General features: G+C 58.7%; 21 protein-coding genes. 8 read left to right on the top strand and 13 right to left on the bottom strand.

The window, feature by feature from the left end; genetic code table 11:
- Positions 1–11: 11 nt before the first annotated feature.
- The 6 genes from ACPF7Z_RS18395 to ACPF7Z_RS18370 form a co-directional block, all read right to left on the bottom strand.
- The gene (locus ACPF7Z_RS18395) at positions 12–836 is read right to left on the bottom strand and encodes an ABC transporter permease (protein ID WP_425194698.1); all 825 of its coding nucleotides are present in this window, start codon (positions 834–836) and stop codon (positions 12–14) included.
- Entirely contained in the window at positions 833–1,753 is a 921-nt protein-coding gene (locus tag ACPF7Z_RS18390; RefSeq protein ID WP_425194697.1) for an ABC transporter ATP-binding protein, read from the bottom strand. Before ACPF7Z_RS18390 ends, ACPF7Z_RS18395 begins: the two co-directional genes overlap by 4 nt.
- A complete protein-coding gene (locus tag ACPF7Z_RS18385) occupies positions 1,750–3,039 on the bottom strand; it encodes a nitrous oxide reductase family maturation protein NosD (RefSeq protein ID WP_425194696.1) in 1,290 nt (429 codons plus the stop codon). Before ACPF7Z_RS18385 ends, ACPF7Z_RS18390 begins: the two co-directional genes overlap by 4 nt.
- A 217-nt stretch (positions 3,040–3,256) precedes the next feature.
- Positions 3,257–5,143, bottom strand: coding sequence for a TAT-dependent nitrous-oxide reductase (gene nosZ, locus ACPF7Z_RS18380; protein WP_425194695.1), 1,887 nt, complete (start codon positions 5,141–5,143; stop codon positions 3,257–3,259).
- Positions 5,144–5,146: 3 nt separating this feature from the next.
- Positions 5,147–7,279 carry a transcriptional regulator NosR gene (gene nosR / locus ACPF7Z_RS18375; RefSeq protein ID WP_425194694.1) on the bottom strand — a complete coding sequence of 711 codons (2,133 nt, stop codon included), beginning with the start codon at positions 7,277–7,279 and terminating at the stop codon, positions 5,147–5,149.
- A gap of 167 nt (positions 7,280–7,446) precedes the next feature.
- Positions 7,447–7,764, bottom strand: coding sequence for a c-type cytochrome (locus ACPF7Z_RS18370; protein ID WP_425194693.1), 318 nt, complete (start codon positions 7,762–7,764; stop codon positions 7,447–7,449).
- A 305-nt stretch (positions 7,765–8,069) separates the two neighbouring features.
- Between ACPF7Z_RS18370 and ACPF7Z_RS18365 the strand changes: the two genes are divergently transcribed.
- The 5 genes from ACPF7Z_RS18365 to ACPF7Z_RS18345 all read left to right on the top strand — a co-directional run bounded on the left by ACPF7Z_RS18365 (position 8,070) and on the right by ACPF7Z_RS18345 (position 13,166).
- Complete coding sequence (locus tag ACPF7Z_RS18365; RefSeq protein ID WP_425194692.1) at positions 8,070–8,522, top strand: c-type cytochrome; 453 nt, start codon at positions 8,070–8,072, stop codon at positions 8,520–8,522.
- Positions 8,523–8,587: 65 nt separating this feature from the next.
- Positions 8,588–9,937 carry a cbb3-type cytochrome c oxidase subunit I gene (locus tag ACPF7Z_RS18360; RefSeq protein ID WP_425194691.1) on the top strand — a complete coding sequence of 450 codons (1,350 nt, stop codon included), beginning with the start codon at positions 8,588–8,590 and terminating at the stop codon, positions 9,935–9,937.
- Between the two features lie 83 nt (positions 9,938–10,020).
- Complete coding sequence (locus ACPF7Z_RS18355; protein WP_425194690.1) at positions 10,021–10,833, top strand: CbbQ/NirQ/NorQ/GpvN family protein; 813 nt, start codon at positions 10,021–10,023, stop codon at positions 10,831–10,833.
- 171 nt (positions 10,834–11,004) lie between these two features.
- Positions 11,005–12,945, top strand: coding sequence for a nitric oxide reductase activation protein NorD (locus ACPF7Z_RS18350; protein WP_425194689.1), 1,941 nt, complete (start codon positions 11,005–11,007; stop codon positions 12,943–12,945).
- 14 nt (positions 12,946–12,959) lie between these two features.
- Complete coding sequence (locus ACPF7Z_RS18345; protein WP_425194688.1) at positions 12,960–13,166, top strand: hypothetical protein; 207 nt, start codon at positions 12,960–12,962, stop codon at positions 13,164–13,166.
- Positions 13,167–13,180: 14 nt separating this feature from the next.
- Here the strand turns inward: ACPF7Z_RS18345 and ACPF7Z_RS18340 are convergent, their stop codons facing one another.
- The 4 genes from ACPF7Z_RS18340 to fdxA are packed head-to-tail and all read right to left on the bottom strand — an operon-like array spanning position 13,181 to position 14,962.
- Positions 13,181–13,486 carry a cytochrome C oxidase subunit IV family protein gene (locus ACPF7Z_RS18340; protein ID WP_425194687.1) on the bottom strand — a complete coding sequence of 102 codons (306 nt, stop codon included), beginning with the start codon at positions 13,484–13,486 and terminating at the stop codon, positions 13,181–13,183.
- A gap of 31 nt (positions 13,487–13,517) precedes the next feature.
- Positions 13,518–14,129 carry a cytochrome c oxidase subunit 3 family protein gene (locus tag ACPF7Z_RS18335; protein WP_425194686.1) on the bottom strand — a complete coding sequence of 204 codons (612 nt, stop codon included), beginning with the start codon at positions 14,127–14,129 and terminating at the stop codon, positions 13,518–13,520.
- Positions 14,122–14,583 carry a DUF4870 family protein gene (locus ACPF7Z_RS18330; RefSeq protein WP_425194685.1) on the bottom strand — a complete coding sequence of 154 codons (462 nt, stop codon included), beginning with the start codon at positions 14,581–14,583 and terminating at the stop codon, positions 14,122–14,124. The genes ACPF7Z_RS18335 and ACPF7Z_RS18330 overlap by 8 nt, the downstream gene beginning before the upstream one ends.
- Positions 14,584–14,638: 55 nt before the next feature.
- A complete protein-coding gene (gene fdxA / locus ACPF7Z_RS18325; RefSeq protein ID WP_425194684.1) occupies positions 14,639–14,962 on the bottom strand; it encodes a ferredoxin FdxA in 324 nt (107 codons plus the stop codon).
- Between the two features lie 307 nt (positions 14,963–15,269).
- Between fdxA and ubiT the strand changes: the two genes are divergently transcribed.
- From ubiT to ACPF7Z_RS18310, 3 genes are read left to right on the top strand one after another with little or no spacing between them, the layout of a single operon-like run.
- The gene (gene ubiT, locus ACPF7Z_RS18320; RefSeq protein WP_425194683.1) at positions 15,270–15,740 is read left to right on the top strand and encodes a ubiquinone anaerobic biosynthesis accessory factor UbiT; all 471 of its coding nucleotides are present in this window, start codon (positions 15,270–15,272) and stop codon (positions 15,738–15,740) included.
- 34 nt (positions 15,741–15,774) lie between these two features.
- A complete protein-coding gene (locus ACPF7Z_RS18315; protein ID WP_425194682.1) occupies positions 15,775–19,020 on the top strand; it encodes an LAGLIDADG family homing endonuclease in 3,246 nt (1,081 codons plus the stop codon).
- Positions 19,021–19,068: 48 nt separating this feature from the next.
- Positions 19,069–19,800, top strand: a complete 732-nt coding sequence (locus ACPF7Z_RS18310) for a ribonucleoside-diphosphate reductase (RefSeq protein WP_425194681.1) — start codon at positions 19,069–19,071, stop codon at positions 19,798–19,800.
- Between the two features lie 100 nt (positions 19,801–19,900).
- Here ACPF7Z_RS18310 and ACPF7Z_RS18305 read toward each other — a convergent pair whose 3' ends face one another.
- The 3 genes from ACPF7Z_RS18305 to ACPF7Z_RS18295 all read right to left on the bottom strand — a co-directional run bounded on the left by ACPF7Z_RS18305 (position 19,901) and on the right by ACPF7Z_RS18295 (position 23,074).
- The gene (locus ACPF7Z_RS18305; protein ID WP_425194680.1) at positions 19,901–21,211 is read right to left on the bottom strand and encodes a TRAP transporter large permease; all 1,311 of its coding nucleotides are present in this window, start codon (positions 21,209–21,211) and stop codon (positions 19,901–19,903) included.
- Between the two features lie 175 nt (positions 21,212–21,386).
- On the bottom strand, positions 21,387–22,448 hold the full coding sequence (dctP, locus tag ACPF7Z_RS18300; protein WP_425194679.1) for a TRAP transporter substrate-binding protein DctP: 1,062 nt from the start codon (positions 22,446–22,448) through the stop codon (positions 21,387–21,389).
- 50 nt (positions 22,449–22,498) lie between these two features.
- A complete protein-coding gene (locus tag ACPF7Z_RS18295) occupies positions 22,499–23,074 on the bottom strand; it encodes a TRAP transporter small permease subunit (RefSeq protein ID WP_425194678.1) in 576 nt (191 codons plus the stop codon).
- Between the last annotated feature and the right edge of the window lie 267 nt (positions 23,075–23,341).

Raw genomic sequence — 23,341 nt, 5'->3', positions numbered from 1 at the left:
TCCTCGATCGATTAAACGGAGCGGTGACGAAAGCGCAGCAGCGCCAGGCCCAGGGGTACCACGATCCAGCCCAGCAAGATCAACATCAGCCAGCCGGGCTGGAAGGCATTCTCCCGAGCCAGTGCGGTCAGGCCGGAATAGGCTTGAGCGGCTTCGATACCCGCCAGGTTGATCAATCGGAAGCAGTCCGTAGGGTTCAAGAGCAGCAGATAGGGCAGCCAGTCGCCGCCGTGTCGGGCGCCTACCAATAGCGCCAACAGGGCCAGATCGAAAACCAGCACGAACAGGAACCAGACGATCAGGGCGAGCCCCGCGGCCCGGGCCTTTTCCGCGACCCATACGCTGATCAGATAGGCGAAGGCGATGAACACCCAGCCCAGCAGCACGCTGCTGAGGATCAGCAAGCCGATGCTGCCGGCAAGGGCCAGCAGATCGACGTCCGGGGCGCCGAGGGCGATGGCGATGCCGGCAATACCGAAGCCCAGGGCGGTGGCGACGGCAAGGATGAGCCCGTGACCGAGGAACTTGCCCAGCAGCAGCGCCGAGCGACTCAGAGGATAGGTGAGCAACAGCAGCAGGGTGCCGGCCTCCTGCTCACCGACGATGGCATCATAGGCCAGCAGCAGGGCGATCAATGGAATCAGGAATACCGCCAGGGTCGACAGGCTGACCACGGTGGTGGCTAGGGACGTGAAGCCGAGCCCCCCGCTGGCGGCGGCACCGAAGTAGGCGATGCCCACCGCCATCAGCGCCAGCACCAGCGCGATGGCCAGTACCCAGCGGTTGCGCAGACCGTCCTGGAACTCCTTGCGGGCGACACTCAACACCGCGCTCATGACAGACCTCGTGTCGATTCGGTAGCGGAAAAATGGGTATAGAGATGCTCCAGACTGGGCGGCAGCAGCTCGATGTCCTCGATGCCGGGCGTAGTGGTCAAGCGCCTCAAGACCTGCATCTTGTTTGCCGGGTGCACGTGAAACTCGCAGGCATGGCCGTTGAGGCGTCGCATATCGTGAGCAGGCAGGTCTGCCGGCGGGGTGTTCATCGACCAGTCCCCCTTGGCGCGAATGGTCAGTGGAAGTGCCGCTTGACTGCGCAACTCGTCGAGGCTGCCCAGGGCCAGACGACGACCGGCGCCGAGAATCAAGGCGCGGTCGATGTAGGGTTCGACCCCTGGCAAGACATGAGACGATAGCAGTACCGTGCAGCCCTGGTCTCGAAGGGTCTTGACCGTGGTGTAGAAGTCCCGGGTCGCGGCGGGGTCGAGGCCGGTGGTGGGCTCGTCGAGCAGCAGGAGCTGCGGCTCCCCGAGCAGTGCCTGGGCCAGCCCCAGGCGCTGGCGCATGCCCTTGGAGTAGGTCTTGACGCGACGCCGGGAGGCATCCCCCAGGCCGACCTGTTCGAGCCGATCATCGATCTGGCGTCGGTCGACGCGCTTGAGCTTGGCGAAGTAGTCGAGCACCTCGCGGCCGCTCAATTGATCGTAAAAGCCGACGTTTTCAGGCAGAAAGCCCAGACGCCGGCGCAGGCGGTCTGCCTCGGGACCGTGAGGTGCTGCTCCGAATACCCTCAGTTCGCCTTCGCTCGGAGCGATTAGCCCGAGGATCAGCTTCATGGCAGTGGTCTTGCCGGCGCCGTTATGACCGAGTAGCGCCAGCACTTCACCTTGATGCACGCCAAGGTGAAGATCTTTGAGGCTGGTGACGTCGTCGTGACGCTTGGTCACGCCGTCAAAGGTGATGATATCGTTCATGTGTCCGCCTCGTCGCGGGTGGGATCGGTCATCAGCGGTGCGCTGTCCTTCACGCCCTCGGCCTTGAAGACCGGGAATTGCTGCTGTACCCAGCGCAACGCCAATACCGCCGGACTGTTCATCAGCAAACGCGCGGCCGGATAGCGCCATAGCAGGCGGTCCATGGCGTCATTGGGCTCGTAGGCGGTATCGCCGATGCTGTCGTTGTCCAGATCCCAGCCCAGATAGTCGCTCCAATAGTTGCCGCTATCGTCTTTCGACCATTCCTGGGAGCGGGTGGCCACATACTTGACCTGCTGACGATTGTCGATGAAGGCGTTGCCGAGCACGACGTTGTCCTCGGAGCCGGCGGTCAAATGGATGCCGATATCGCTGTTGGCGAAACGGTTGCCGAGAAACTCGTTGAACTGGGAGTTGTAGACGAAGATCGCCTTGCCGTCGCCGCCGCTGATCTTGCCCTCGCCCCGGGCGTTCACCGGCTGGCGAATGCCCTCGATGCGGTTGCCTTGGAGCCGTGAGCCGGTGATGTTGTTCATCAGGATGCCGTAGTTTTCGTCGTTGACGGAACGGTTGTTCAGCACCGTCAGGCGCTTGGACTGCATCAGCGCGTAACCGGTGCGGGTATCGTGAGTCAGGTTGTCTTCCAAATGGTTGTCATAGGCATACATGTAGTGAATGCCGTAACGAAGATCATGCAGCTCATTGCGGTTCAGAAAGCTTTGGCTGCTGTTGTCGATGTAGATGCCATCGCGAGTGTGAGCGATGTCGTTGCCCTCGACCAGTACGTCGCGCACGTTGAACAGGTGCACGCCGTTACCGCGATCCTGAGAGCGTATCTTGGTATCGCCGCGAATGATGTTGTCGACGACCTGGACGCCGCTGACCGCACCCAGCCAGATACCAAAGCCCGGACCCTCGAGTCGATTATTGCGGATAACGCTGTCGGTCGCGTTTTCGGTGACGAAGACACCGGCATCGAGATCGGTGAGATTCCTGCCCCAGTTGACGATTTCGAGGCCCTCGAGGGTCACCTTGGGGGCATCGATGGTGACCGCATGGCCCTGGGCCTGGCCGTCGATTATCGCCTGGCCAGCGCCGTGAATTTTCAATGGATGGTCGATGGTTATCGACCCGGTATAGCGCCCGGGCGCGAGCATCAGACGATCCCCGCTTTGGGTGCGTTCGATCTGCGCCTGCAGAGGCTTGTCGGGCGTGGCCCGGTACTCCGCCGCCCAGCTTGGAACGGGGAAGCTGAAAAATAGGAGAACCCAAAAAAGGTAGCGCATGGCGTTCCTGGGCCGGTGAAACAAGTAGAGGGGGAGTATAAGATATAGGCGCAAGTAGGAATGACGAGAGGCGCCGGGGACAGGCCAAAGAGGAGGTCTTTTGCCATGGATGGCAAAAGTAGCGCCCAGGGATGGGTTCACAGCGCCTCCTCGACGGCCTGTCGGCGGAGCAGCCTCGAGTCAACCTGGCGTCGAGGCGTGCTCCAACCGGTTTCCTTTAGGCAGGCTCTACGAGCATCCGCCCCGTCATCTCCATATGCATCGCATGACAGAACCAGTTGCAGTAGTACCAATGCACCCCGGGCTTGTCCGCAGTGAAGGTCACGCTCGCGGTCTGCTGCGGTGAGATCTCCATGGACACGCCGTGGTTGACCATGCAGAAACCGTGGGTCAGATCCTCGATCTGGTCCAGGTTGGTCACGGTCACGGTGACTTCGTCGCCCTGCTTGACCTTGAACTCGGTGAGGTTGAACTGCGGCGCCACCGAGGTCATGTAGACCCGCACCTTGTTACCATCGCGGATGACCTTGTTGTCCGCTGTCAGTTCAATACCGTCTTTCTCGGCTCGCTCCCGAGTGACCGCAAAGAAAGGATCATTACGGTCCCACAGTTTGCGCGGGCTGATCTGGTCGGCCCGCACCAGAATGCAGTCGTGAGGCTCGGCGTAGGTCGGGCCATCGTGCACCAGCTTCATCTCCTCACCGGAGATGTCGATCAGCTGATCGTTCTCCGGGCGCAGCGGACCCACCGGCAGGAAGCGATCCTTGGAGAACTTGGAGAGTACCACCAGCCACTTGCCGTCCGCGTCCCGGGTCTCGGTCAGGCTGGCGTGGTTATGGCCGGGCTGATAATGCACATCGATCTTCTGACGCAGATAGTTGACCTCATCCCCGTTGTAGCTGCGGATGGCATCCTCGATGTTCCACTTCGCCACCTGACTATCGATGAACAAGGTGGTATAGGCATTGCCCCGGCCATCGAAGGTGGTGTGTAGCGGCCCCAGGCCCAGCTCCGGTTCACCGACCACGGCGTCCCGCGGCTCGATCTTGTCGGCGAACACGTCTGGCAGCTTGTCGATGGCGATGATCGAGCAGGTGGGGGAGAGCTTGCCGTTGGCGATGAAGTACTTGCCGTCGGGCGATGTGTTCAGGCCGTGGGGGTTCTTGGGTACCGGGATATAACGGGTCAGCTTGGAGCCATGACGGCCGTCCACCACCGGTACCTTGGAGTCGCCCAGGGTCTTGTAGTCACCGGCTTCCACCGCCTTTTCGATGGCCTCCACATCGAAGACCACCGCCCAGTCGCGCTCCTCGCGCATGGTGCCTGCCAGGTCGGCGGCCTTCTCCGAGTTGTAGCAGGTCGAGGCGACGAAGCGGCCGGTGTAGTCCGCGTCGGTGTTGTCCAGGTTGCCGTCGACGATCACCTGCCAGGCCACGTCCATGCTTTCCGCGTCGAGGGCGTTGAACATGGTGTAGTGGTTCTCGAGGTCTTCCATGTTCTGCCCATCGTTGGGATGGGGAATGAAGTACTCGGCGTTGGCGAACACGTACTTGGTATGCGGCACCTTCTGCAGGCGCAGCCCGTGAATCGCCTGGACGTTGGGAATGGTGGTGATCTTGTCCGTCTTCATGATGTCCAGACGGATGCGGGCTACCCGGGTATTGGCCTTGTCGTTGATGAACAGGTACTTGCCGTCGTAGCGACCGTCGGTCATGGAGATGTGCGGGTGATGGGCGTCGCCGTTGAGAAACTTCGCCGACTCGCCGAGGATATGCTTGGATTCATTGGTGATGCCCCAGCCGGTGGCGCTGTCGATGTTGAACACCGGAATGCGCATCAACTCGCGCATGGAGGGAACGCCCAGGATGCGCACCTCGCCGGAGTGGCCACCGCTCCAGAAGCCATAATATTCATCGAGCTCCCCCGGGGCTATGGCGACCTCGCCACTTTCGCTGGCGGCCCGCGCTTTCTGGCTTTGCAGAAGCGCCGCAGCGCTGCCGAAGCCACCGGCCAGTCCAGCACCGGCCACACCCGCAACGCCGGTGTTGCGCAGGAAGTGGCGGCGGCTCAGGCTCTTCAGTTCATTTTTAGTATCGTCTGACATGCTTCATTCCTCATTGTGGATGGGGATGCGTTGCAGCGCGGTGTTGCCGGCACCGGACGCTGCGGGGTCGAAAGGCTGGGCTGCGTTACCGGAGACGCGCGCTGCTTTCTCATAGCGCTTGCGACGCTTGACCATCGGCGGACAGCGTTGGTCGTCCCAATAAAGCACCTGGCAATCGAGACAGTAGTGACACTCGTTGGCGTTGATGCGGCCATCCGGATGAATGGCCCCGACCTCGCACGCCTGAGCACAGATCTGACACGGCGTTCCGCAGCTGCCGCGATGGCGCTTGAGCCAGTCGAATAGACGCAGCCGGGAGGGAATCGCCAGGCCGGCACCCAGAGGACAGACATAGCGGCAGTAGAACTTGTGATTGAACACCGACACCAGCACCAGTCCCAGGGCATAGAGCACGAAGGGCCAGTCGCGTTGGAAGCGTAAGGTAATGGCGGTCTTGAAGGGTTCCACCTCCGCGTATTGTTCAGCGGTTCCCAAGGAGTTTAGCGACAGGGCGAACAGTGCCAAAAGGATGATGTACTTGATGGCCCACAGCCGCTCGTGCAAGCCGAAGGGCACCTCGATCTGCTTGACGCCTAACTTGCGGGCTGCCTTGTTGACCAGGTCCTGCAGAGCGCCAAAGGGACACAGCCAGCCACAGTAGACGCCACGTCCCCATAGCAGCAGGCTGACTGCCACGAAGGACCAGAGTATGAACATCATCGGGTCGATCAAGAATGAGGTCCAACTGAAGTCGGTCATCAGCGAATGGGTGAACGTCAGGATGTTGACCACCGAGAGCTGAGCCAGGGCATACCAGCCGATAAAGAACAGGGTGTAGACCAGAAAGCCGATGCGCAGCGGTTCGAGAATGCGCGGATAGCGCACCAGCACATCCTGGAACAGCATGACGGCGGTCAGCACCAATAATCCCGCGCCGAGCACGCCGATCTGGAACGCCTTGTCGTACCACACCTGCACCCAAATGGGCCGCTCCACCACCGGTTCGGGGCGATCGACATAGGCGTCGGGGATGCTGTAATCGGCGCTGAAGCGGGTGAACTCCGTATCCAGCGGACCAGAGGCGCGGCGCACCAGTAGGTCCAGTTGCCAGGGGCGGCCTGGATCGAAGCTGGCCTGCTCGCGGATGATGAAGATATCCTTTTCCGTCATGCGCGGCATGTCGCTGAGAGCAAAGCTGCCGACGCGCTGATGGTCCAGATCGTGGAAGGTGATGGTGCGGCCGTCCTGGCTCAGTTCGATGCGATCGAAGATACCTCCACGCACGTAACCGGAGCCCTTGAAAGAGTAGTCGCCGTTGGCCATCAGCGCGACGGCATGCTCACCGGGTTCTAGACTCTCCATCAGCGACTCAAAACGGGCGTCGCCGAGCAGGTTGCGACCTGCCATGGGGGCGTTGAGATAGGTGTAGTAGAGGTTGATGAAGGTCTTGTCCGCGGGTTCGGGCTGTCCACGGAGGTAGTCTTCCGCCGCTGTGCCGACGAAGGCTTCGTCCACCTGGCCATGAGTCAGATGCAGACGACGGATGGTGCCGTCGCCGGTCAGGGTCTGCCAGTCGGACTCTTCGAAGACGTCTGGCTTGACCGTGGCGGCAGGCTGGGCGGAAGGATCCTCGATGATGCCCAGGCTGGCGGCGACCTGACGGGCGGCACGCATGATGGTGTCGTTGACGACGATTACCGTGACCGTGGCACCGGAGATGGCGTCAAGGTTGGTACCGATCTTGGGGTTGTCGCTGACGCTGAAATTGGTATGAGCAGCAGCGAAGTTCTGCAGCTTTTCTTCCGGAATCCCCACCAGCATGATCGGCTCGGAGTGATCGAGCACCTTGGCCAAGGTCAGTTGTCCTGTGGGATCGATGCCTACCAGTAGATTGACCGGCTTGCCCGAGTAGGCGGGGATTGGCGCGATATCCACGGTCTCGAACACGTAGCCCAATACTTCATCGCCCTTCATGACCGCCTGAACCGGAAGTTCGCTTTCCGCCGCTTCAAGGCTGCTGGCTTCGGGAAAGTCCTGCTTGACCTGATCGAGTTCGATGGCAAAGGCGGGAAGAGTCAGGCACGACACGACCACCAGCATGGATAGAAATCGAAAAATGGAAGGTATCAGCGTCATGGGCCAGGCCTTGTTTGCCGGAGGCGATAAAATTTGCCAATAGAGGTAAGTTTTATGAATGTTTAGTGTGGCAGCTTGGCGATCAGACAGTCTTGACCGACATCAACTATGGAGTTTTTGGCAGCAGGAGGTGCCCCGGTCCTGGAAAAGAGCCGGAGCGACTGGCTTCAGGGTGTTTGTTGACTGTAATAGGCAGCAAGATCAGCGATGTCTTCATCGGAAAGCTGCTTGGCCATCGGCGTCATCATCATCGACATGCCGCCGCCGCGCTGTCCTTCACGGTAAGCCTTGAGAGAACTCTCCAGATACTGAGCGGATTGCCCCGCAAGGTTGGGATAGATCGGTGCTGTTGCCTTGCCGTCCTTGCCATGGCAGGCCACGCAGGTGGTGATCTTCTCGGCGCCGGCTTCGGCGTCGCCTGCGGCTTGGGCGGTGACAGCAAATGCCGCACAGCTCACTAATGCTACGGTGGTTAGAATTCTCATAACTAGACTCCAAAATGCCTCTTATGCTTCTTGAAAACCCGCTCGAGCTAGGCTGAAGTGGGCCGGTCAAAACGGATGATGCCCGCACTTTAGATGCATGTAAATTGATGGAAGTCATCTTGTGCTCGAAAAGATGGATTCAACAATGTCGACCAAGGCGAGATACTATCTTGGCAATTGACCGTGGTAAGGGTGTGGGATAATCTTTAAGACGCATTTTCAATGCATGTTAAAGGTGTGTCGGATCCTGCTCATGAAAGGCCCGGTCTACAACACCGCAAAACGAAAAAGAGGGGGGGAACCACATGGCCGATGGTCTTACCAAATCGGCGGCACGCAATATCTTCTTCGGCGGGTCGCTGTTTTTCTTCTTGCTGTTCGCTGCACTGACGGCCCACAGCCACTGGTATATGAAAACGTCATCGACTGATGAGTCGACGCTGACCGCCTCGGTGAAGCATGGCAAGGAGGTGTGGGAGGAGAACAGTTGCATCAACTGCCACAGCCTGATCGGTGAAGGTGCCTACTTCGCGCCGGAGCTTGGCAACGTCTGGGATCGTTACGGCGGTCGCGAAAATCCCGAAGCGGCACGCGCGGGCCTGAAGGCCTGGATGCAGGCGCAGCCGCTCAATGTGCCAGGGCGCCGTCAAATGCCGCAGTTCAACTTGAGTGACGAAGAGTTGGATGCCCTGGTCGACTTCTTCAAGTGGACCGATTCCATCAACACCCAGGACTGGCCGCCCACCAAAGCGGGCTGATCGATCGCGCGCCCGAAGGGGTTTAAGAAAAGGCAAGGGTTCAAGAACACAGGAGCATCGAACCGATGAAATATGAAACACAACGGGTGGCCTATCCGTTCTTCGCGATCGCCATGGCACTATTCGCCTTGCAGGTCGTTTTTGGATTGCTGGCCGCCACTGTTTATGTAGTGCCGGAATTCTGGGCAGAATTCATGCCCTTCAACATCATCCGCATGAGTCATACCAACCTATTGATCGTCTGGCTGCTGATCGGCTTCATGGGCTGTACCTACTTCCTGATGCCGGAGGAGGCAGAGCGAGAAATTCATAGCCCGATGATTGCCTACATTCAGCTGGGTATCTTCGCCATCGCCGGCGCTGGAGCTCTAGTCAGCTACCAGCTTGGTATCCATGAGGGACGCGAATTCCTCGAACAGCCGTTCTGGGTCAAGGTGCTGATTACCATCTCCTTCCTGATGTTCCTCTACAACACCAGCATGACCTTGCTCAAGGGCCGCAGGACCGCCGTCAACATGATCCTGATGCTGGGTTTGTGGTTGGCAGCGGTATTCTGGTTGTTTGCTTTCTTCAATCCATCCAATTTGGCGCTGGACAAGCTCTACTGGTGGTGGATCGTGCACATCTGGGTAGAGGGTGTATGGGAACTGATCATGGCCTCCCTGCTGGCCTACCTGCTGATCAAGATGACCGGTGTGGATCGCGAAGTCATCGAAAAATGGCTGTATGTGATCATTGGCCTGGCGCTGTTCTCCGGCCTGCTGGGTACCGGTCACCATTACTACTGGATCGGCGCGCCTGGCTACTGGCAGCCCATCGGTAGCATCTTCTCCACTCTCGAGGTATTGCCATTCTTTGTCATGGTGATGTTTGCCTTCAGCATGTTCTGGAAGGGGCGGCGCAATCATCCCAACAAGAGTGCCATGCTGTGGACCTTGGGCAGTGCTGCCACGGCGTTCTTTGGTGCGGGCGTGTGGGGCTTCATGCATACCCTGTCCTTCGTCAACTACTATAGCCACGGTACTCAGGTTACCGCCGCTCACGGCCACTTGGCGTTCTATGGTGCCTACGTGATGATGGTACTGGCGGTCATTACCTATGCCATGCCGCAGCTGCGTCGTGTGCAGCCGTACAATCAGATCATGAACATGTGGAGCTTCTGGATCATGACCTCCGCCATGTGTTTCATGACCTTTACCCTGACCTTTGCCGGTGTGGTGCAAACCCATCTGCAGCGAGTGCTGGGCATGAACTACATGGAAGTCCAGGACCAGCTTGTACTGTTCTACATCATGCGCCTGGGCGCCGGTGTGGCGGTGGCCGTTGCCGCAGTGCTGTTCTTCTACGCCATCTTCGGCCCGGCCCGGGAGCAGGTGCCGGCCGGTGGTACACAAATGACATCCGGCGCCTACTGAGTCGCTTCTGACTTGCCGCGCCACGTAGTAACCCGCGACCTCAATGAGGTCGCGGGATATTGATCCTTCCTTGGAGTGTCTTTATGTCATCCTCATCCGCCCGGCCCCTCGAGGCTGATCGTGAGCTTCCTTTTTACCAACCGGTCGGTAACGAGTGCGAACTGTTTGAGCATGCCTATCGCCAGCACTTGCCCTTGTTGCTCAAAGGCCCCACCGGCTGTGGTAAGACCCGCTTTGTCAGCCATATGGCGGCGCGACTGGGCAAGCCGTTGTTTACCGTCTCCTGTCATGATGACTTGACCGCCGCCGACCTGACCGGACGCTATCTGCTGCAGGGCGGCGAGACTCGATGGGTCGACGGTCCTCTGACCCGCGCCGTGCGCGAAGGTGGTATCTGCTATCTAGACGAGGTGGTGGAGGCGCGCAAGGATGTCACCGTGGTACTGCATCCGTTGACCGACGACCGTCGTTTGCTACCGCTGGAGCGCACCGGCGAGCTGCTCGAAGCACCAGAGGGTTTCATGCTGGTGGTTTCCTACAACCCGGGCTATCAGCACATCCTGAAGTCGCTCAAGCCCAGCACTCGACAGCGTTTCGTGGCCCAGACCTTCGGTTTCCCCCCGCCGGCGGTGGAGCGCGATATCGTCGCCCGGGAAAGCGGTCTGTCCGCGGATAGATGCAGCGCTCTGGTCAATCTGGCGGCGCGATTGCGTGACATGAAAGGCCAGGATCTGGAGGAGGGTGTATCGACGCGTCTGCTGATCTACTGCGCCACTCTGATCGTCGCCGGCATGCCCATCATGCAGGCGGCCCGAGCGACCCTGGTGGAGCCGCTTTCCGATGACGATGATGTGCAAGAAGGATTGATGGAGGCTATTCGCGCCACTTTTGGTTGAGAAAGCCTGATTCATTGCTGCGCTCGATATCCTGACCGCCGGCGGTACTCGTAATCCTCATTTACCGACACGTAAACTCCGGCTACTGCGTTCCGGCGGCGATCAGCCTCTCATCGCTCGCGACATGAATCAAAACTTTCTCTCTAAACGCGTTTTGAGGGACATGAGTCGATGAGCAAGCTGGATTTTCTTGAAGTGGAGGAGTTCGTCGGACGCCACTGGCACCGCTGGGCGTCCAATGCCACCAGTTACCCGCATCATCCCGAGGCGGCGGTTCGTCTCGAGGATCTACGCACCGTGCTGGGTGTGTTTTTTCGCGCCAGCGGCGGCGAGGCGGGAGTCGAGGTGTCGGCCATCGCTGCGCGCAACTCGACACATCGCTTGAGTCTGCGCCAACGCCTGGGTTTCGACGAAGAAACCCTCGATGTCGCGCGGCGCGACGAGGAAAACCTGCTGCTGCCTCCCACCCTCGATCTGTTTGCCGATGCGACGCTTAACCGGGACCTTTACTTCTGGCTGGCGACCTTCCTGGCGCAGGCACGTCGCGTTCCACATCATGACGACCCGCTGCGCCAGGACATCGCCTGGCTGCGTGAGGCTCTGCGGGCGAGTCACGCGGCACTCGCTCATTTCCCAGGGCTCAGCGGGCGCCATGCCCGGCTCTGCCAGGCGCTGCTGGCTGTTCGTCCCCGGCGTCGTCTGCCGGCGACCGAAGCCGCCGTCGAGGCCGTGATCCTGCGCCTGCTGGGGGATCCTCGAGGGTTGAGCGGTGAGGCAGCCGAACTCGAGGCGGCAATTCACGATCCCGACGCCTCCCTGGATGCCTTTCAGGCGCCGCGGGGCTATCGTCCACCGCTTCCCGTACCGCTATGGGCTCAAGTGGTAGCGTTAGGCGCCCAAGGTGAAACCCGTCCTCTGGGAGATGATGAAGAGCCGGGCGATCAGCAGGCCCAGGCGGTCACCCAGGGCAAGCGCAAAGCCGAGCGCCGACGTCAGGATCAGAGTGAACGCAAGGATTCGCTGATCTTCAATCGCTTCGAGAAGATGCTGTCCTTTTCCGAGATGATCAATCTCAACCGCATGGTGGATGACGAAGAGGACAAGAATGCCAAGAGCACCGCGGAACAGATGGAGGAGATCACCCTAAGCCCGCACCAGCAACGTGCCGCCTCTCAGCTCAAGATCGATCTGGACCTGGCACCGGAGGCGATCAGCGGCGAACGACTGCGCGGCAAGCATCTTTACCCCGAATGGAATCATCGCAAGCAGATCTATCTGCCGGATCACTGCGCGGTGCTGACGGACCTGCAGAGCGAAGAGGGCGAGGACTGGATGCCGGACGATACGACTCGGCGGCGCATTCGTCGAGTGCGTCGGGAGTTCGAAGCGCTGCGGCCGCGCCGTGAGACGTTGCGCGGTCAAATTGACGGCTCTGAGCTGGACATGGATGCGGCGATTCGCGCCCATTGCGACCTGGCCGCCACCGGCGAAACCAGCGATCGCCTGTATCTAGCCACTCGTCAGCAGGCTCGGGACCTGGCCGTGTCGATTCTGGTGGATGTATCTCTGTCCACGGATGCCTGGTTGGAAGATAGACGGGTGCTGGATGTGGAAAAGGAAGCGCTGCTGGTGCTCGGCCATGGCTTGTCGGGATGCGGCGACGACTACTCAATTCACTGCTTTACCTCCCATCGCCGTCAGAAGGTGTGGGTCAACACCCTCAAGACCTTCGATGAGCCGATGAACGAGCGGGTCGATCGGCGCATCGCGGCACTCAAGCCCGGACGCTACACCCGCATGGGGCCGGCCATTCGTCATCTCACCCATGAGCTGATCCAGCGCCCCAATCGACATCGCCTGCTGCTGGTGCTCACCGATGGCAAGCCTAACGACACCGACTATTACGAAGGGCGTTATGGCATCGAGGATACCCGTCGAGCGATTCTCGATGCGCGCCAGCAGGAAATAAAGGTGTTCGGTGTGACCATTGATCAGGAGGCGCGGCAGTATATTCCGCACCTGTTTAGCCGCGGTGGCTACGCCATCGTGCAGCGCCCAGAGCATCTTTCCCTGGCATTGCCAGGAATCTACCGTCAGATCATTGCTGGATAAGGAGCGAATCGTTCATGACTGCACGCGCTGTGATCGCGATACTGCTAGGGGCGGTGATCTTCCTGGCGGTAGTGATTCCGGTGGCCTGGATCATCAATACGAAGGATTGGGGTGTCGCGATGATCTTCCCCGCTCCCTTTATCGTCTATGGGCTGATGGTCGTGGCGCGGCGATTGGACGAATGGGTGCGCGCCGACCCGAAACGGCGTCGGCAGCCCTGATTAGCCAAGAACGATCAGCCGAGAAGATTGGCGCGTGCCGCCAGATAGCCGGAGAGGATCAGCCCCAGGATGACGATGGCCAGCCCGATGAAGGCCCCTTTCCAGCCTGGCGTTGAGACGCGCAGATTGAGATAGATCATCAATACCTGATGCGCCTTGAAGCCGGTGCTGATCAAGACCAGCAGCGCGGACCACAACGGAAGTGCTAGCCACTGGTCGTCGGCATCGAGCTGGGCGGAGATCATCGATACCAGTGTCAGCCCCATCAAAATCAACCAGGTCAGCACCAGGCGGCGGGTGGTGGGATGTGTCGTCGTCATGTCCATCTCAATAGCCTATCTATCTTGATAACTACCGTAATAGATAGATCAGTGGGTAGAGCAGAATCCAGATCAGATCGACCATATGCCAGAAGGCCGTGGCGGTCTCCACATTGGCAAGGGTGGTGCGCCAGGTCACCAGGGCGAGCACCCCCAGACCAAACAGCACGTGGGCGAAATGAAAGCCAGTCAATAGATAGTAGAAGGCAAAGAAAGTGTTGGTGTCCGGGGTCAGGCCGGCACCGAACTTGTCGATGTATTCGATGACCTTGATTCCACAGAATACTGCGCCCAGGGCCATGGTCCCCAGCAGCCAACGCCGGCTGTTGCGTATTTGACCTCGCGCTACAGCATTCACTGCCAGCGCCGCAAACAGCCCGCTGGTCAGCAGTACCATGGTATTCAGACCGCCTATGATCGGATCGAGCTGTTGCTGGGAGGCATCGAAAAGCGGCTGCTCGGCGGCGCGCATCCAGGCGTAGAGGCCGAAGGCTGCGGCAAACACCAGCATCTCGCTCAGGATCAGCACCCACATCAAGGGGTTGCCGGGCAGGGCGGAAAGCGGGCCCCAGTCACTATCGGTATCGATAGCATCGCCCTGCAGGGCTTTATTCGGTGAAGACGACGTGTGTGATTCAGTCATGGAAACTCACTGAGGCGCCACCGAAAGCCAGGCTGCGTGGGTTATCGATGGGACGATTGGCCATCAGGCGATGAATCCCTACGCCGCAGCGAGCCACCATCCATATCAGACAGGCTGTGAAGAACAGGTAGCCAAGCCCCCAGGCGATGCCGGGAGCAGCATCGAGATAGCCCAGCAAGTTCCACAGCAGCAGTCCAATACCGCCTGCCACGACACCCAACCAGAAGGTGCGAATCTGAAAGCGGAAATGGGTATCGACCCACTCGGCGCTACGCCCCCGTTTGAAGTGAGCAATCGCTACGCCGAGCGGTGCCGTGACCACTGCCATGACGCTGCCCAGGTAAAGGGCATAAATTAGAATGGCAGCGCCGCGGCCAGGAGAATTGGCCTTGCGCGAGGAAAAGTCTTGGTCGTCGTCGATATGAGTTGGCATGGTCATTACCTTGGCGTGCATGGGATTACCCTGGACTTGATTCGCAAGACCGGCGAGTGGAAGGCTTTCCGCAGCGCTAGCGTTCGAGGTAGGGAAGCTTGTTCGCTACGCCATCCCATTGCTCGGCATCCTCCGGGGGATCCTGCTTCTCTGTGATGACCGGCCATTGCTCAGCCAACTCGGCGTTGAGTTCGATGAAATGACGTTGCGAGGCTGGCAGCTCGTCCTCGGCGAAGATGGCCTCCGCCGGACATTCCGGCTCGCACAGGGCGCAGTCGATGCACTCGTCCGGATGAATCACCAGGAAGTTGGGACCTTCATAGAAGCAGTCCACGGGACAGACTTCAACGCAGTCGGTGTACTTGCACTTGATGCAGTTTTCGGTGACGACGAAAGTCATGGCTCATCTCCCGACTTTTAAGATGCATATATTACACATCTTAATGGCTGGAATGAATGACGGCAATCGTTGTGAGGCTTTTTCCACCGCCATCAAAGGCAAGAATTGGACCCTTTATTGATACTGACACGAGGTTTTGTATGGCCTATATTGTGTTATTTTAGTGTTGTTAAACCATATGTGGTGTTTTGGCGTATCCTTGCCAAATGACCTTTTCTTGATACGGATCATGATCGGGGATGTGGGCTGGGCTTAGCATTGCCCCCCATTCAGCGCTCTGGATATTGTCATTAATGGAGTCATTGCCATGCCGTTTTTCGCCTTGCCGCGCCCGCCAGCCCCGGTTCGCCTCATCAGTGTGATTGATCCGAGGCTACCTCTGGCGATCAAGCGACGCATCGTGGAGCCCGTGCTCAACCATAGCTTTGCCGAACCCTTGGCGGAAGGCGAGTTCGATGCCCTCGAAGGTCGTCGCATCACTCTGCGCATCAGCGATCTGGGCGTATCATTGACCCTGGGGCTCGAGAATCAGCGCCTGATGTTGCTGGACGAGCCCGGTGAAGCGGTCATTCGAGGTGGCTGGCGGGAGTTCTTGTGCCTGGCTACTCGGCGCGAGGACCCGGATAGCCTGTTTTTCCAGCGTCGCCTGCTGATAGAAGGCGATACCGAATTGGGTCTGACACTCAAGAACCTGCTTGATGGCCAAGAAGAGGGCCTGGCCCAGGGGCGCCTGGGCGCGTTGTTGAACCACCTTGAAACCTTCGTCCGTAAGCACTGATCAAATCGACATTAGAATTTTTCTGGAGACCTTAATGAGCACTTCCGCCAAGGCCGTCAAGACATCCAACGAGGTGCCGCTGCAGGCACCTTCCCGCGATATCTGGGATTCCAAATACCGACTCAAGGATCGCCATCAACGACCTGTCGACAAGGATATCCGGGCGACCTACGAGCGTGTGGCGCGCGCACTGGCGACGGTCGAAGGTGACAAGGCCGATGAGTGGTTGGGGAAGTTTCGTTGGGCCTTGGAAAACGGCGCCATTCCGGCGGGACGCATCATGTCCAACGCCGGCGCTGAGGACCACAAGCCGGCGGTGAGTCTGATCAATTGCACGGTATCGCGCGCTATCCGCGATAGCATGCACGACATTCTTGATTCGGTGGTGGATGCGGGAATGACGCTCAAGGCCGGCTGCGGCATCGGCTATGAGTTTTCCACGTTGCGTCATAAAGGTGCTTTTGTATTCGGTGCCGGCGCCGGTACCAATGGCCCGCTGGCATTCATGGACGTTCACGACAAGATGTGTTTCACGGTGGCCTCCGCCGGTGGCCGTCGCGGTGCCCAGATGGCGACCTTCGATGTCGGTCATCCGGACGTCAAGGAGTTCATCGAGGCCAAGCGTGAGCCTGGACGCCTGCGCCAGTTCAACCTGAGCCTGTTGATCACTGACGAGTTCATCGAGGCGGTCAAGCAGGATGCCGACTGGCCTCTGGCCTTCCCGCTACATCCCGGCGAGAAGGATGACATCAAGCCCGAAGATGTCATTTACCGCGACTGGCCGGTGATCGAGGAGGGCTACAGCATCGATGACGAGGGCCGTGTGGCGTGTCGTATCGTCGAGGTGATCAAGGCTCGAGAGCTGTGGGACACCATCATGTCCTCCACCTACGACTTCGCCGAACCGGGCTTCATCCTGATCGATCAGGTCAACCGCATGAACAACAACTGGTTCTGCGAGGAGATCCGCGCGACCAACCCGTGTGTGACGGCGGATACATGGGTTCAGACCTCTGAAGGGCCCAGACAGGTAAGCCAATTGGTCGGACGTCCCTTTGAGGCCATTATCGACGGTGTGGCCCATCAAAGCGGATCGGAAGGGTTCTTTCGTACCGCCCAAAAGCCGGTAGTCAAGCTTCGTACCGCGGAAGGATACAGTCTCAAGCTGACGAGCGACCACCGGGTGCGCCGTGTCTCGTCTTTCACTCGCTACCGTACCGATACCCAATGGTGTGCTACCAGCGAGTTACGTGAGGGAGACCGGGTTCTGCTCAACGACCATCGGACTCATGCAGAATGGCCCGGAGCGCTGAGCGAGGATCAAGGCTATCTGCTTGGATTGCTGATTGGTGATGGCACGCTCAAGAGCGACAAGGCGATTCTCTCGGTCTGGTCCGTGGCAGCGGTCGCCAATGGCGAAAGCGGCAATGCCATCAGTGCAGGGGTGCGCTCAATCATGGCGTTAGCGGAAAATGCGGCCCGCGCTCTACCGCATCGTGCCGACTTCTCTGGTTGGCAGAAGATAACAGGTCGTAACGAATATCGTCTGGCGACGTCGGCGCTACGCGAACTAGCGCTGGATATGGGAATGCAGCCTGGCAACAAGGCCATTACCGCAAGCCTGGAGCAAGCCTCTTCCGACGCCTATCGGGGCTTCCTGCGCGGTTTCTTCGATGCTGATGGCTCGGTGCAGGGCAGTCAGGTCAAGGGGAGTAGCGTTCGCTTGGCTCAGTCGGATCTGTCACGTCTCGAGGCCGTGCAGCGGATGCTGCATCGACTGGGTATCGCGTCCTGCATTTACCGTGATCGGCGCCCTGCGTCGCGTCGGCGGCTACCGGATGGCTGCGGCGGGCATCGTGACTATGCGACCGTAGCACAACATGAGTTGGTCATCACTGGCGAGAATCTCGAACGTTTTGCCATGAATGTCGGCTTTGGCGACTGCGAGAAACAGGCCAGACTGGAGAACTTGCTGGGCCGTTATCGTCGGCGTCTGAACCGAGAACGTTTTGTTGCGAGAGTCGTGGGGCTCGAGTCGGCGGGCAGTGAAGACGTGTATGACGTCCAGGTGCCAGGGATTAATACGTTTGATGCCAACGGTTTTCATGCGCACAATTGTGGTGAGCAACCACTTCCGCCGGAAGGCGCATGCCTGCTGGGTTCGGTCAATCTGACCCGTTTCGTGATCGAGCCCTTCGGCGACAATCCGCGCTTCGACTGGGAGCGCTATCGCAAGGTGGTGGCCATCTTCACCCGCATGCTCGATAACGTGGTGGAAATCGCCGGTTTACCGCTCCCGGGGCAGCAGCGCGAGATCGAGGCCAAGCGCCGCCATGGCATGGGCTTTCTCGGTCTGGGCTCGACCCTGACCATGCTCAAGCTGCATTACGGCTCGGAAGAGTCGCTGGCCTTCACCGACGAGGTGAGCAAGACGCTTGCCATCGAAGGCTGGAAGGTGGCGCTGGAGCTCTCCAAGGAGAAGGGCATGGCGCCGATTCTTGCCGATGAGATCGAGATCACGGCCAAGATGATGCGTGAGCGCCCGCAGTTGGCAAAAGACGGTTACGAGATCGGCGACAAGGTACCCGGGCGTATCCTGCATGCGCGCTACAGCCACTACATGCAGAAGATCGCCGAGGTCGAACCCGAGCTGGTGGCGGCCCTGGCCGAGCACGGTGCGCGTTTCACCCACCATTCGTCGATCGCCCCGACCGGCACCATCAGTCTGTCGCTGGGTAACAATGCCTCCAACGGCATCGAACCGTCGTTCTCCCATCGCTACTATCGCAACATCATCCAGTCCGGCAAGAAGACCAAGGAGCAGGTCGAGGTAGCCTCTTTCGAGCTGGCCGCCTATCGCCATTTTGTGGCGCCGGAGGCTGTCGAGAGCGATCTTCCCGACTATTTCATCACCGCGGATGCGGTCACTCCGCGGCAGCACGTGGCGGTACAGGCGGCGGCCCAGGCCTGGATCGATTCGGCGATCTCCAAGACGGTCAACGTGCCCACGGATTTTCCTTATGAGGCGTTCAAGGATCTCTATCTCGACGCCTACGCCAGCAAGCTCAAGGGCTGTACCACCTTCCGTTTCAACCCGGAAGCCTTTCAGGGCGTGCTGGTGCGCGAGGACGATCTGAAGAACACCACCTACGTGTTCGAACTGGAAAACGGCGAGACGTTGGAGTTCAAGGGTGACGAGAAGGTGGTCTACGACGGCGAGGAACACAACGCCGCGAATCTTTACGACGCGTTGAAGGAAGGCACCTATGGCAAGTGGTGAAAGTACTGAGATTCGTGTCAAGAACCCCGTTTGCAGAGGAGCCTTGTGATGGCCGTTGAAATCAATTCCAAAATCGTAGGCTATCGCGTCAAGCAACGCCAACCCGAATTGCCATTGATCGAAGAAGACCCTTTGACGGTGCGGATTCCCTCGCGCCCCGAGGGCACCCTGGAAGCGGTCTCAGAGAAGATCTCCTACGTCGGCGCCGAGGGTCGCAAGAAGGTCTATGTACTGGTGGCCTTCATGCCGGTGGAAGGGGTACTCAATGGCAAGCAAGTGGTCATCGAACGGCCGGTGGAGTTCTTCTTCCCCTCCGGTCAGCTTTCCAGCGAGCACCAGTGGATCACCGCCACCATGCGCAGCCTGTCGCTGGCTGCCCGGGGCGGCTATGTCACCCAGGCCCTGGCGGACCTGCGTAAGGTAGCTTGGGACAAGGGGTTGGTGCGTTGCGGCATGAACCGCTGGAACAAGCCCATGTTTCACGATTCCGAGGTGGCGGCGATTGCCTGGTCAATCCAGCAGATCCTTTACCGTCGCGGGTTCGTCGACGCCGATGGTATACAGGTGCCGGTGAACGAACTGGCCCAGCGCTACGCTCAACGTCTGGTTCATGGCCACCCCTGGCAGCCGTCGGCGCCCGAGGAAAACAACGATTCGGCACTGGAAAACGGGGCTGGCGCAGCAGTGGTGGGTCACTGCCCGGAATGCCGTGGCGAGTTGATCATGATGGACGGTTGCCCGACCTGCTATGCAGGCTGCGGCTGGTCGAAGTGCGGGTGAGCAACGTTCCCTGATGTCCTGATGTCGCCCGCGTTTTCCTACTTTCCTACGGGAAGGGATGGTCGCGAGCGCTGCTCGCGACCATCCTTTGATGCGGCACCTAATTATCCACCCAGTCGGGCAACCACAGCGCAATCTGTGGAAACAAGAAGACCAGCGTCAAGCCGAGCAGCTGCAGCATGACGAATGGCCATACCGATTGATAGACATTCCCCATGTTGACGTCGCTAGGCAATATGCTCTTTATCCAGAACAGCACGAAGCCGAAAGGCGGTGTCAGGTAGGCAATCTGAATGTTGACGATAAATAGTACGCCGAACCATATCTTGTCGACTTCCAAGGCCTCGACGATGGGAATGAACAGCGGGGTACACAGCATGATGATCGCCCAATCGTCCATGACCATGCCCAGCACGAGGATGATCAGCATCATCAGCAGAAGAACGCCCATGGTGCCACCCGGCATGGCCAACACGGCGGCGGTGATCAGATCCTGACTCCCCAGGGAGTTGAAGATGTTCAGGAAAATGTTGGCACCGATAAGAATCCACAGCCCCATGCCGGTAAGCTTCAGGGTGGTCGACAACGAATCCTTCAGCACCTCCCAGCTCAGCTGTCGATTGATAATGGTGATCACTAGCGCTCCGGTGGCGCCCAGGGCGGCGGCCTCCGCTGGAGTCGTTATCCCCCCCCAGATGGCACCGAGTACAACGACAATCAACACCGCGAAAGGCCATATATCCAGCAGGGATGCCAGTTTTTCCCGACGTGAGAACCTTATTTCCTTTGGCAACGCCGGCCCGATGTGAGGTTGCAGCTTACAGCGCACACCGATATAGATCGAATAAAAGGTCGCTAGCATCAGCCCGGGTAAAAGACCCGCCATGAACAGCTTGCCGATGGACGCATTCGCCAGCAGGCCGTAGAAGATGAAGGGGACACTGGGAGGAATCAATGCCCCCAGTGCGCCGCCCGCGCAGATGGATCCGATTGCGATCTTGCGGTCGTAGTGGTACTTCATCATCGATGGATAGGCGATCTGACCCATGGCAATGGTTGCTGGAGGCGTAATGCCGGTAACGGCTGCAAAGATCGTGCTGACCTGTACCGTACCGATGGCCAACCCACCCGGAACATGCCCGATCAGTTTGTAGACGGCATCATAAGCGGCTGTGGCGATCCCCGAATAGCGTATGAGACTCCCCATGAAGAGAAAGAGTGGAATGGTGACCAGAATGGAGTTCCAGGGCGTCGAGTAGAAGGCGCTGGGCACTGCCAACAGTGCGCGAGGCTCGAAGAACAGCGCGAAGATGACGGCGGTACCTCCCAGGCCGAAGGCGACCGGGAGACCCAGGAATAGCGAGACGAATAGACACAGGAAGTATAACGCGGTGATGATTTCCAGGCTCATGGTGTGTCCTTGGAAAAATAAAATAGGATTGATTTTCTTGTGCTTGTTTTTCTGGCCAAGTACGCGTTCTTTATGTCGGTTTTCGTTTCTGTCCTGTCAGGTCATTTCGCCTGGATAGTTACAGGGTGCCTGCCTATTGTTGATCCTTGAGAAGACGCAAGCACCCTGGGTTTGCCTATTCGATTTTTCCTTTTTCTTTCAGGTACTTTTTGTAGAGTTCGACCCCTTTGGCATTGCGCTCGGACAGCTCCGAGATTTGCGGCCACACCTTTTCGATCGATAGGTCGCGCATTTCCTCGACCTGCTCTTCAGATAGTTGAACGACTTCACCGCCGCTTTCCTCGAGTATCTTGAGCGCTTCGTCGACCTGGGCGGCATGCATCTCACTGGTTTCGAAATAGGTCGATTTGAATATGCCGTCGATCTGGTCTCGCTGCCACTGCGTCAGCGCATTCCAGGATTCCAGGTTGACGAAAATTTCCTGGTGCTGGGCGGGATTCCAGCCTGGCATGACGGCATAGTCGACCACTTCGTGGAAGGACATGTCATCGATGCCGCCGGTATCCCAGTAGGTGCCTTCAACGGTGCCGAGCTTGATTGCCGTATAGATATCGCCCGCCCCCATGGAGACGGGAACGCCGCCCAGCGCCTGATGGAAGAGCGCCTGAGGACCACCGGCGCGCATCTTCTTGCCCTTGAAGTCATTCAAACCGCTGACCGGGAATTTGGTGAACATGGCGTTGGGGCCCTGATTCGACCACCCCGCCCAATAGAGATTACGTTCGCGAGCGGCTTCTTGAACGAGATCACCGACACGATAATCGGGATTGCCCCACATCAACTCCCAAGCCTCTTCGGTGCTGCTTGCTCCCATGGGCAGTCCAAACGCCAGCATTCCCTCGGGCATCTGACCCCCATAGACCGTCGCCCAGCCCGCATAGCCATCCGTCATGCCTGCCGCGGCGGCTCCAAAAGCTTCATCGCCGCTGGTCAGCGCGCCGGCAGGTTCGACCTTGATCTTCACTGTGCCTTGGGTGGCTTCCTCCACGGCCTTTACCCATGGGATGACACCGTTATCCCAGCCAGCGTCCGAGGTATCGAAGGCGGGTTGGAAGACCCAGTTGGTTACCTCGTCCGGGGGACCTGAGTCCTGCGCCTGGGCCAGGGAGGCAGAGAGCGCCAGGATGCCAGCCCCCAAGATGGAGGTGGTGAATAGCAGTTTTTTGTTGTTTACCATTTGATTGCTCCTGTTTCTTCCAGGGATCACTCGTGATGAGATTCAGCCCTTTAGTTATTTGCAGCGTCGGAAGAGTCTTTCACTTCGTTTCCAAAGAGTGTTCTAAGATCGGTGACGAAGTGCTTGACGACCATCAAAAGCACAAAAGCGGCAGCAATAGGGATGATGATTTTTATCGGATAGATGGGAATGGGGATTGCCGTCGGCGTTACCTGATTGAGCATGACGGACAGTTTGGCTGCCTGGATGCCTTTCCAAATCAAGACGCCTAGAAAGAGGAAGGTGTAGACGCTGGTGACGATATCGAAGAATGCTCTCTTGCGTTTCGACCAGCGGGCATAAAATATGTCGAGCTTGATGAAAGCGCCATGCTTCAGTGAGTAGATGCCGCCGGCACAGGCGATCAAGACCATGGCAGCCTGCATCGTGACACTGATCCATTGCGAGGCCGAATTGAGCACATAGCGCATGAAGACATCCGCGACGCCGAAGAACATGCAGTAGAGAACCAGGAGCGAGCCGACGACCCCGAGTACTTCCGCGGAAACATCTATGAGCTTGTTGAACCACTTGAAGATCATCTTCAATTCCCTTGCCCACCGGTTTGTTGTTGTCTTTTTTTTCAAGCGAGCCAGGGTTGCGCCCGCATCAACCCAGTCGCACCCGCACCAGCCTAAGTTTTTATTTTTGAAATCTTTCTCAACTCACTATAGATGGCGAAGCCGATGACAATTCAACGCAATTATCACGTAAAGGGCGCATTGTAGACACGGGCCTAGCCCGGATATTGCACCGGGCTGGTCAGCAGCGCCCAGATTCCGAGGGCGCGGGCCGTTGCCGCGCCCAAGCCTCTAATTTGATGGTTTTTTGATCAGTTCTTTGGTTTCAGAACG

Source organism: Halomonas sp. GXIMD04776, from assembly GCF_049808615.1.
In the GTDB taxonomy this organism is placed as follows: Bacteria; Pseudomonadota; Gammaproteobacteria; order Pseudomonadales; family Halomonadaceae; genus Modicisalibacter.
The sequence above is the reverse complement of the archived record's forward strand: the minus strand, read 5'-3'. Positions and strand labels throughout refer to the sequence as shown.

Coding starts and splice junctions, on each gene's coding strand:
- ubiT (WP_425194683.1), top strand. CDS start 15,270: ATGCCGTTTTTCGCCTTGCCGCGCCCGCCAGCCCCGGTTCGCCTCATC.
- ACPF7Z_RS18310 (WP_425194681.1), top strand. CDS start 19,069: ATGGCCGTTGAAATCAATTCCAAAATCGTAGGCTATCGCGTCAAGCAA.
- ACPF7Z_RS18395 (WP_425194698.1), bottom strand. CDS start 836: ATGAGCGCGGTGTTGAGTGTCGCCCGCAAGGAGTTCCAGGACGGTCTG.
- fdxA (WP_425194684.1), bottom strand. CDS start 14,962: ATGACTTTCGTCGTCACCGAAAACTGCATCAAGTGCAAGTACACCGAC.
- nosR (WP_425194694.1), bottom strand. CDS start 7,279: ATGACGCTGATACCTTCCATTTTTCGATTTCTATCCATGCTGGTGGTC.
- dctP (WP_425194679.1), bottom strand. CDS start 22,448: ATGGTAAACAACAAAAAACTGCTATTCACCACCTCCATCTTGGGGGCT.
- ACPF7Z_RS18355 (WP_425194690.1), top strand. CDS start 10,021: ATGTCATCCTCATCCGCCCGGCCCCTCGAGGCTGATCGTGAGCTTCCT.
- ACPF7Z_RS18330 (WP_425194685.1), bottom strand. CDS start 14,583: ATGCACGCCAAGGTAATGACCATGCCAACTCATATCGACGACGACCAA.
- ACPF7Z_RS18315 (WP_425194682.1), top strand. CDS start 15,775: ATGAGCACTTCCGCCAAGGCCGTCAAGACATCCAACGAGGTGCCGCTG.
- ACPF7Z_RS18335 (WP_425194686.1), bottom strand. CDS start 14,129: ATGACTGAATCACACACGTCGTCTTCACCGAATAAAGCCCTGCAGGGC.
- ACPF7Z_RS18305 (WP_425194680.1), bottom strand. CDS start 21,211: ATGAGCCTGGAAATCATCACCGCGTTATACTTCCTGTGTCTATTCGTC.
- ACPF7Z_RS18360 (WP_425194691.1), top strand. CDS start 8,588: ATGAAATATGAAACACAACGGGTGGCCTATCCGTTCTTCGCGATCGCC.
- nosZ (WP_425194695.1), bottom strand. CDS start 5,143: ATGTCAGACGATACTAAAAATGAACTGAAGAGCCTGAGCCGCCGCCAC.
- ACPF7Z_RS18385 (WP_425194696.1), bottom strand. CDS start 3,039: ATGCGCTACCTTTTTTGGGTTCTCCTATTTTTCAGCTTCCCCGTTCCA.
- ACPF7Z_RS18365 (WP_425194692.1), top strand. CDS start 8,070: ATGGCCGATGGTCTTACCAAATCGGCGGCACGCAATATCTTCTTCGGC.
- ACPF7Z_RS18370 (WP_425194693.1), bottom strand. CDS start 7,764: ATGAGAATTCTAACCACCGTAGCATTAGTGAGCTGTGCGGCATTTGCT.
- ACPF7Z_RS18340 (WP_425194687.1), bottom strand. CDS start 13,486: ATGACGACGACACATCCCACCACCCGCCGCCTGGTGCTGACCTGGTTG.
- ACPF7Z_RS18345 (WP_425194688.1), top strand. CDS start 12,960: ATGACTGCACGCGCTGTGATCGCGATACTGCTAGGGGCGGTGATCTTC.
- ACPF7Z_RS18390 (WP_425194697.1), bottom strand. CDS start 1,753: ATGAACGATATCATCACCTTTGACGGCGTGACCAAGCGTCACGACGAC.
- ACPF7Z_RS18350 (WP_425194689.1), top strand. CDS start 11,005: ATGAGCAAGCTGGATTTTCTTGAAGTGGAGGAGTTCGTCGGACGCCAC.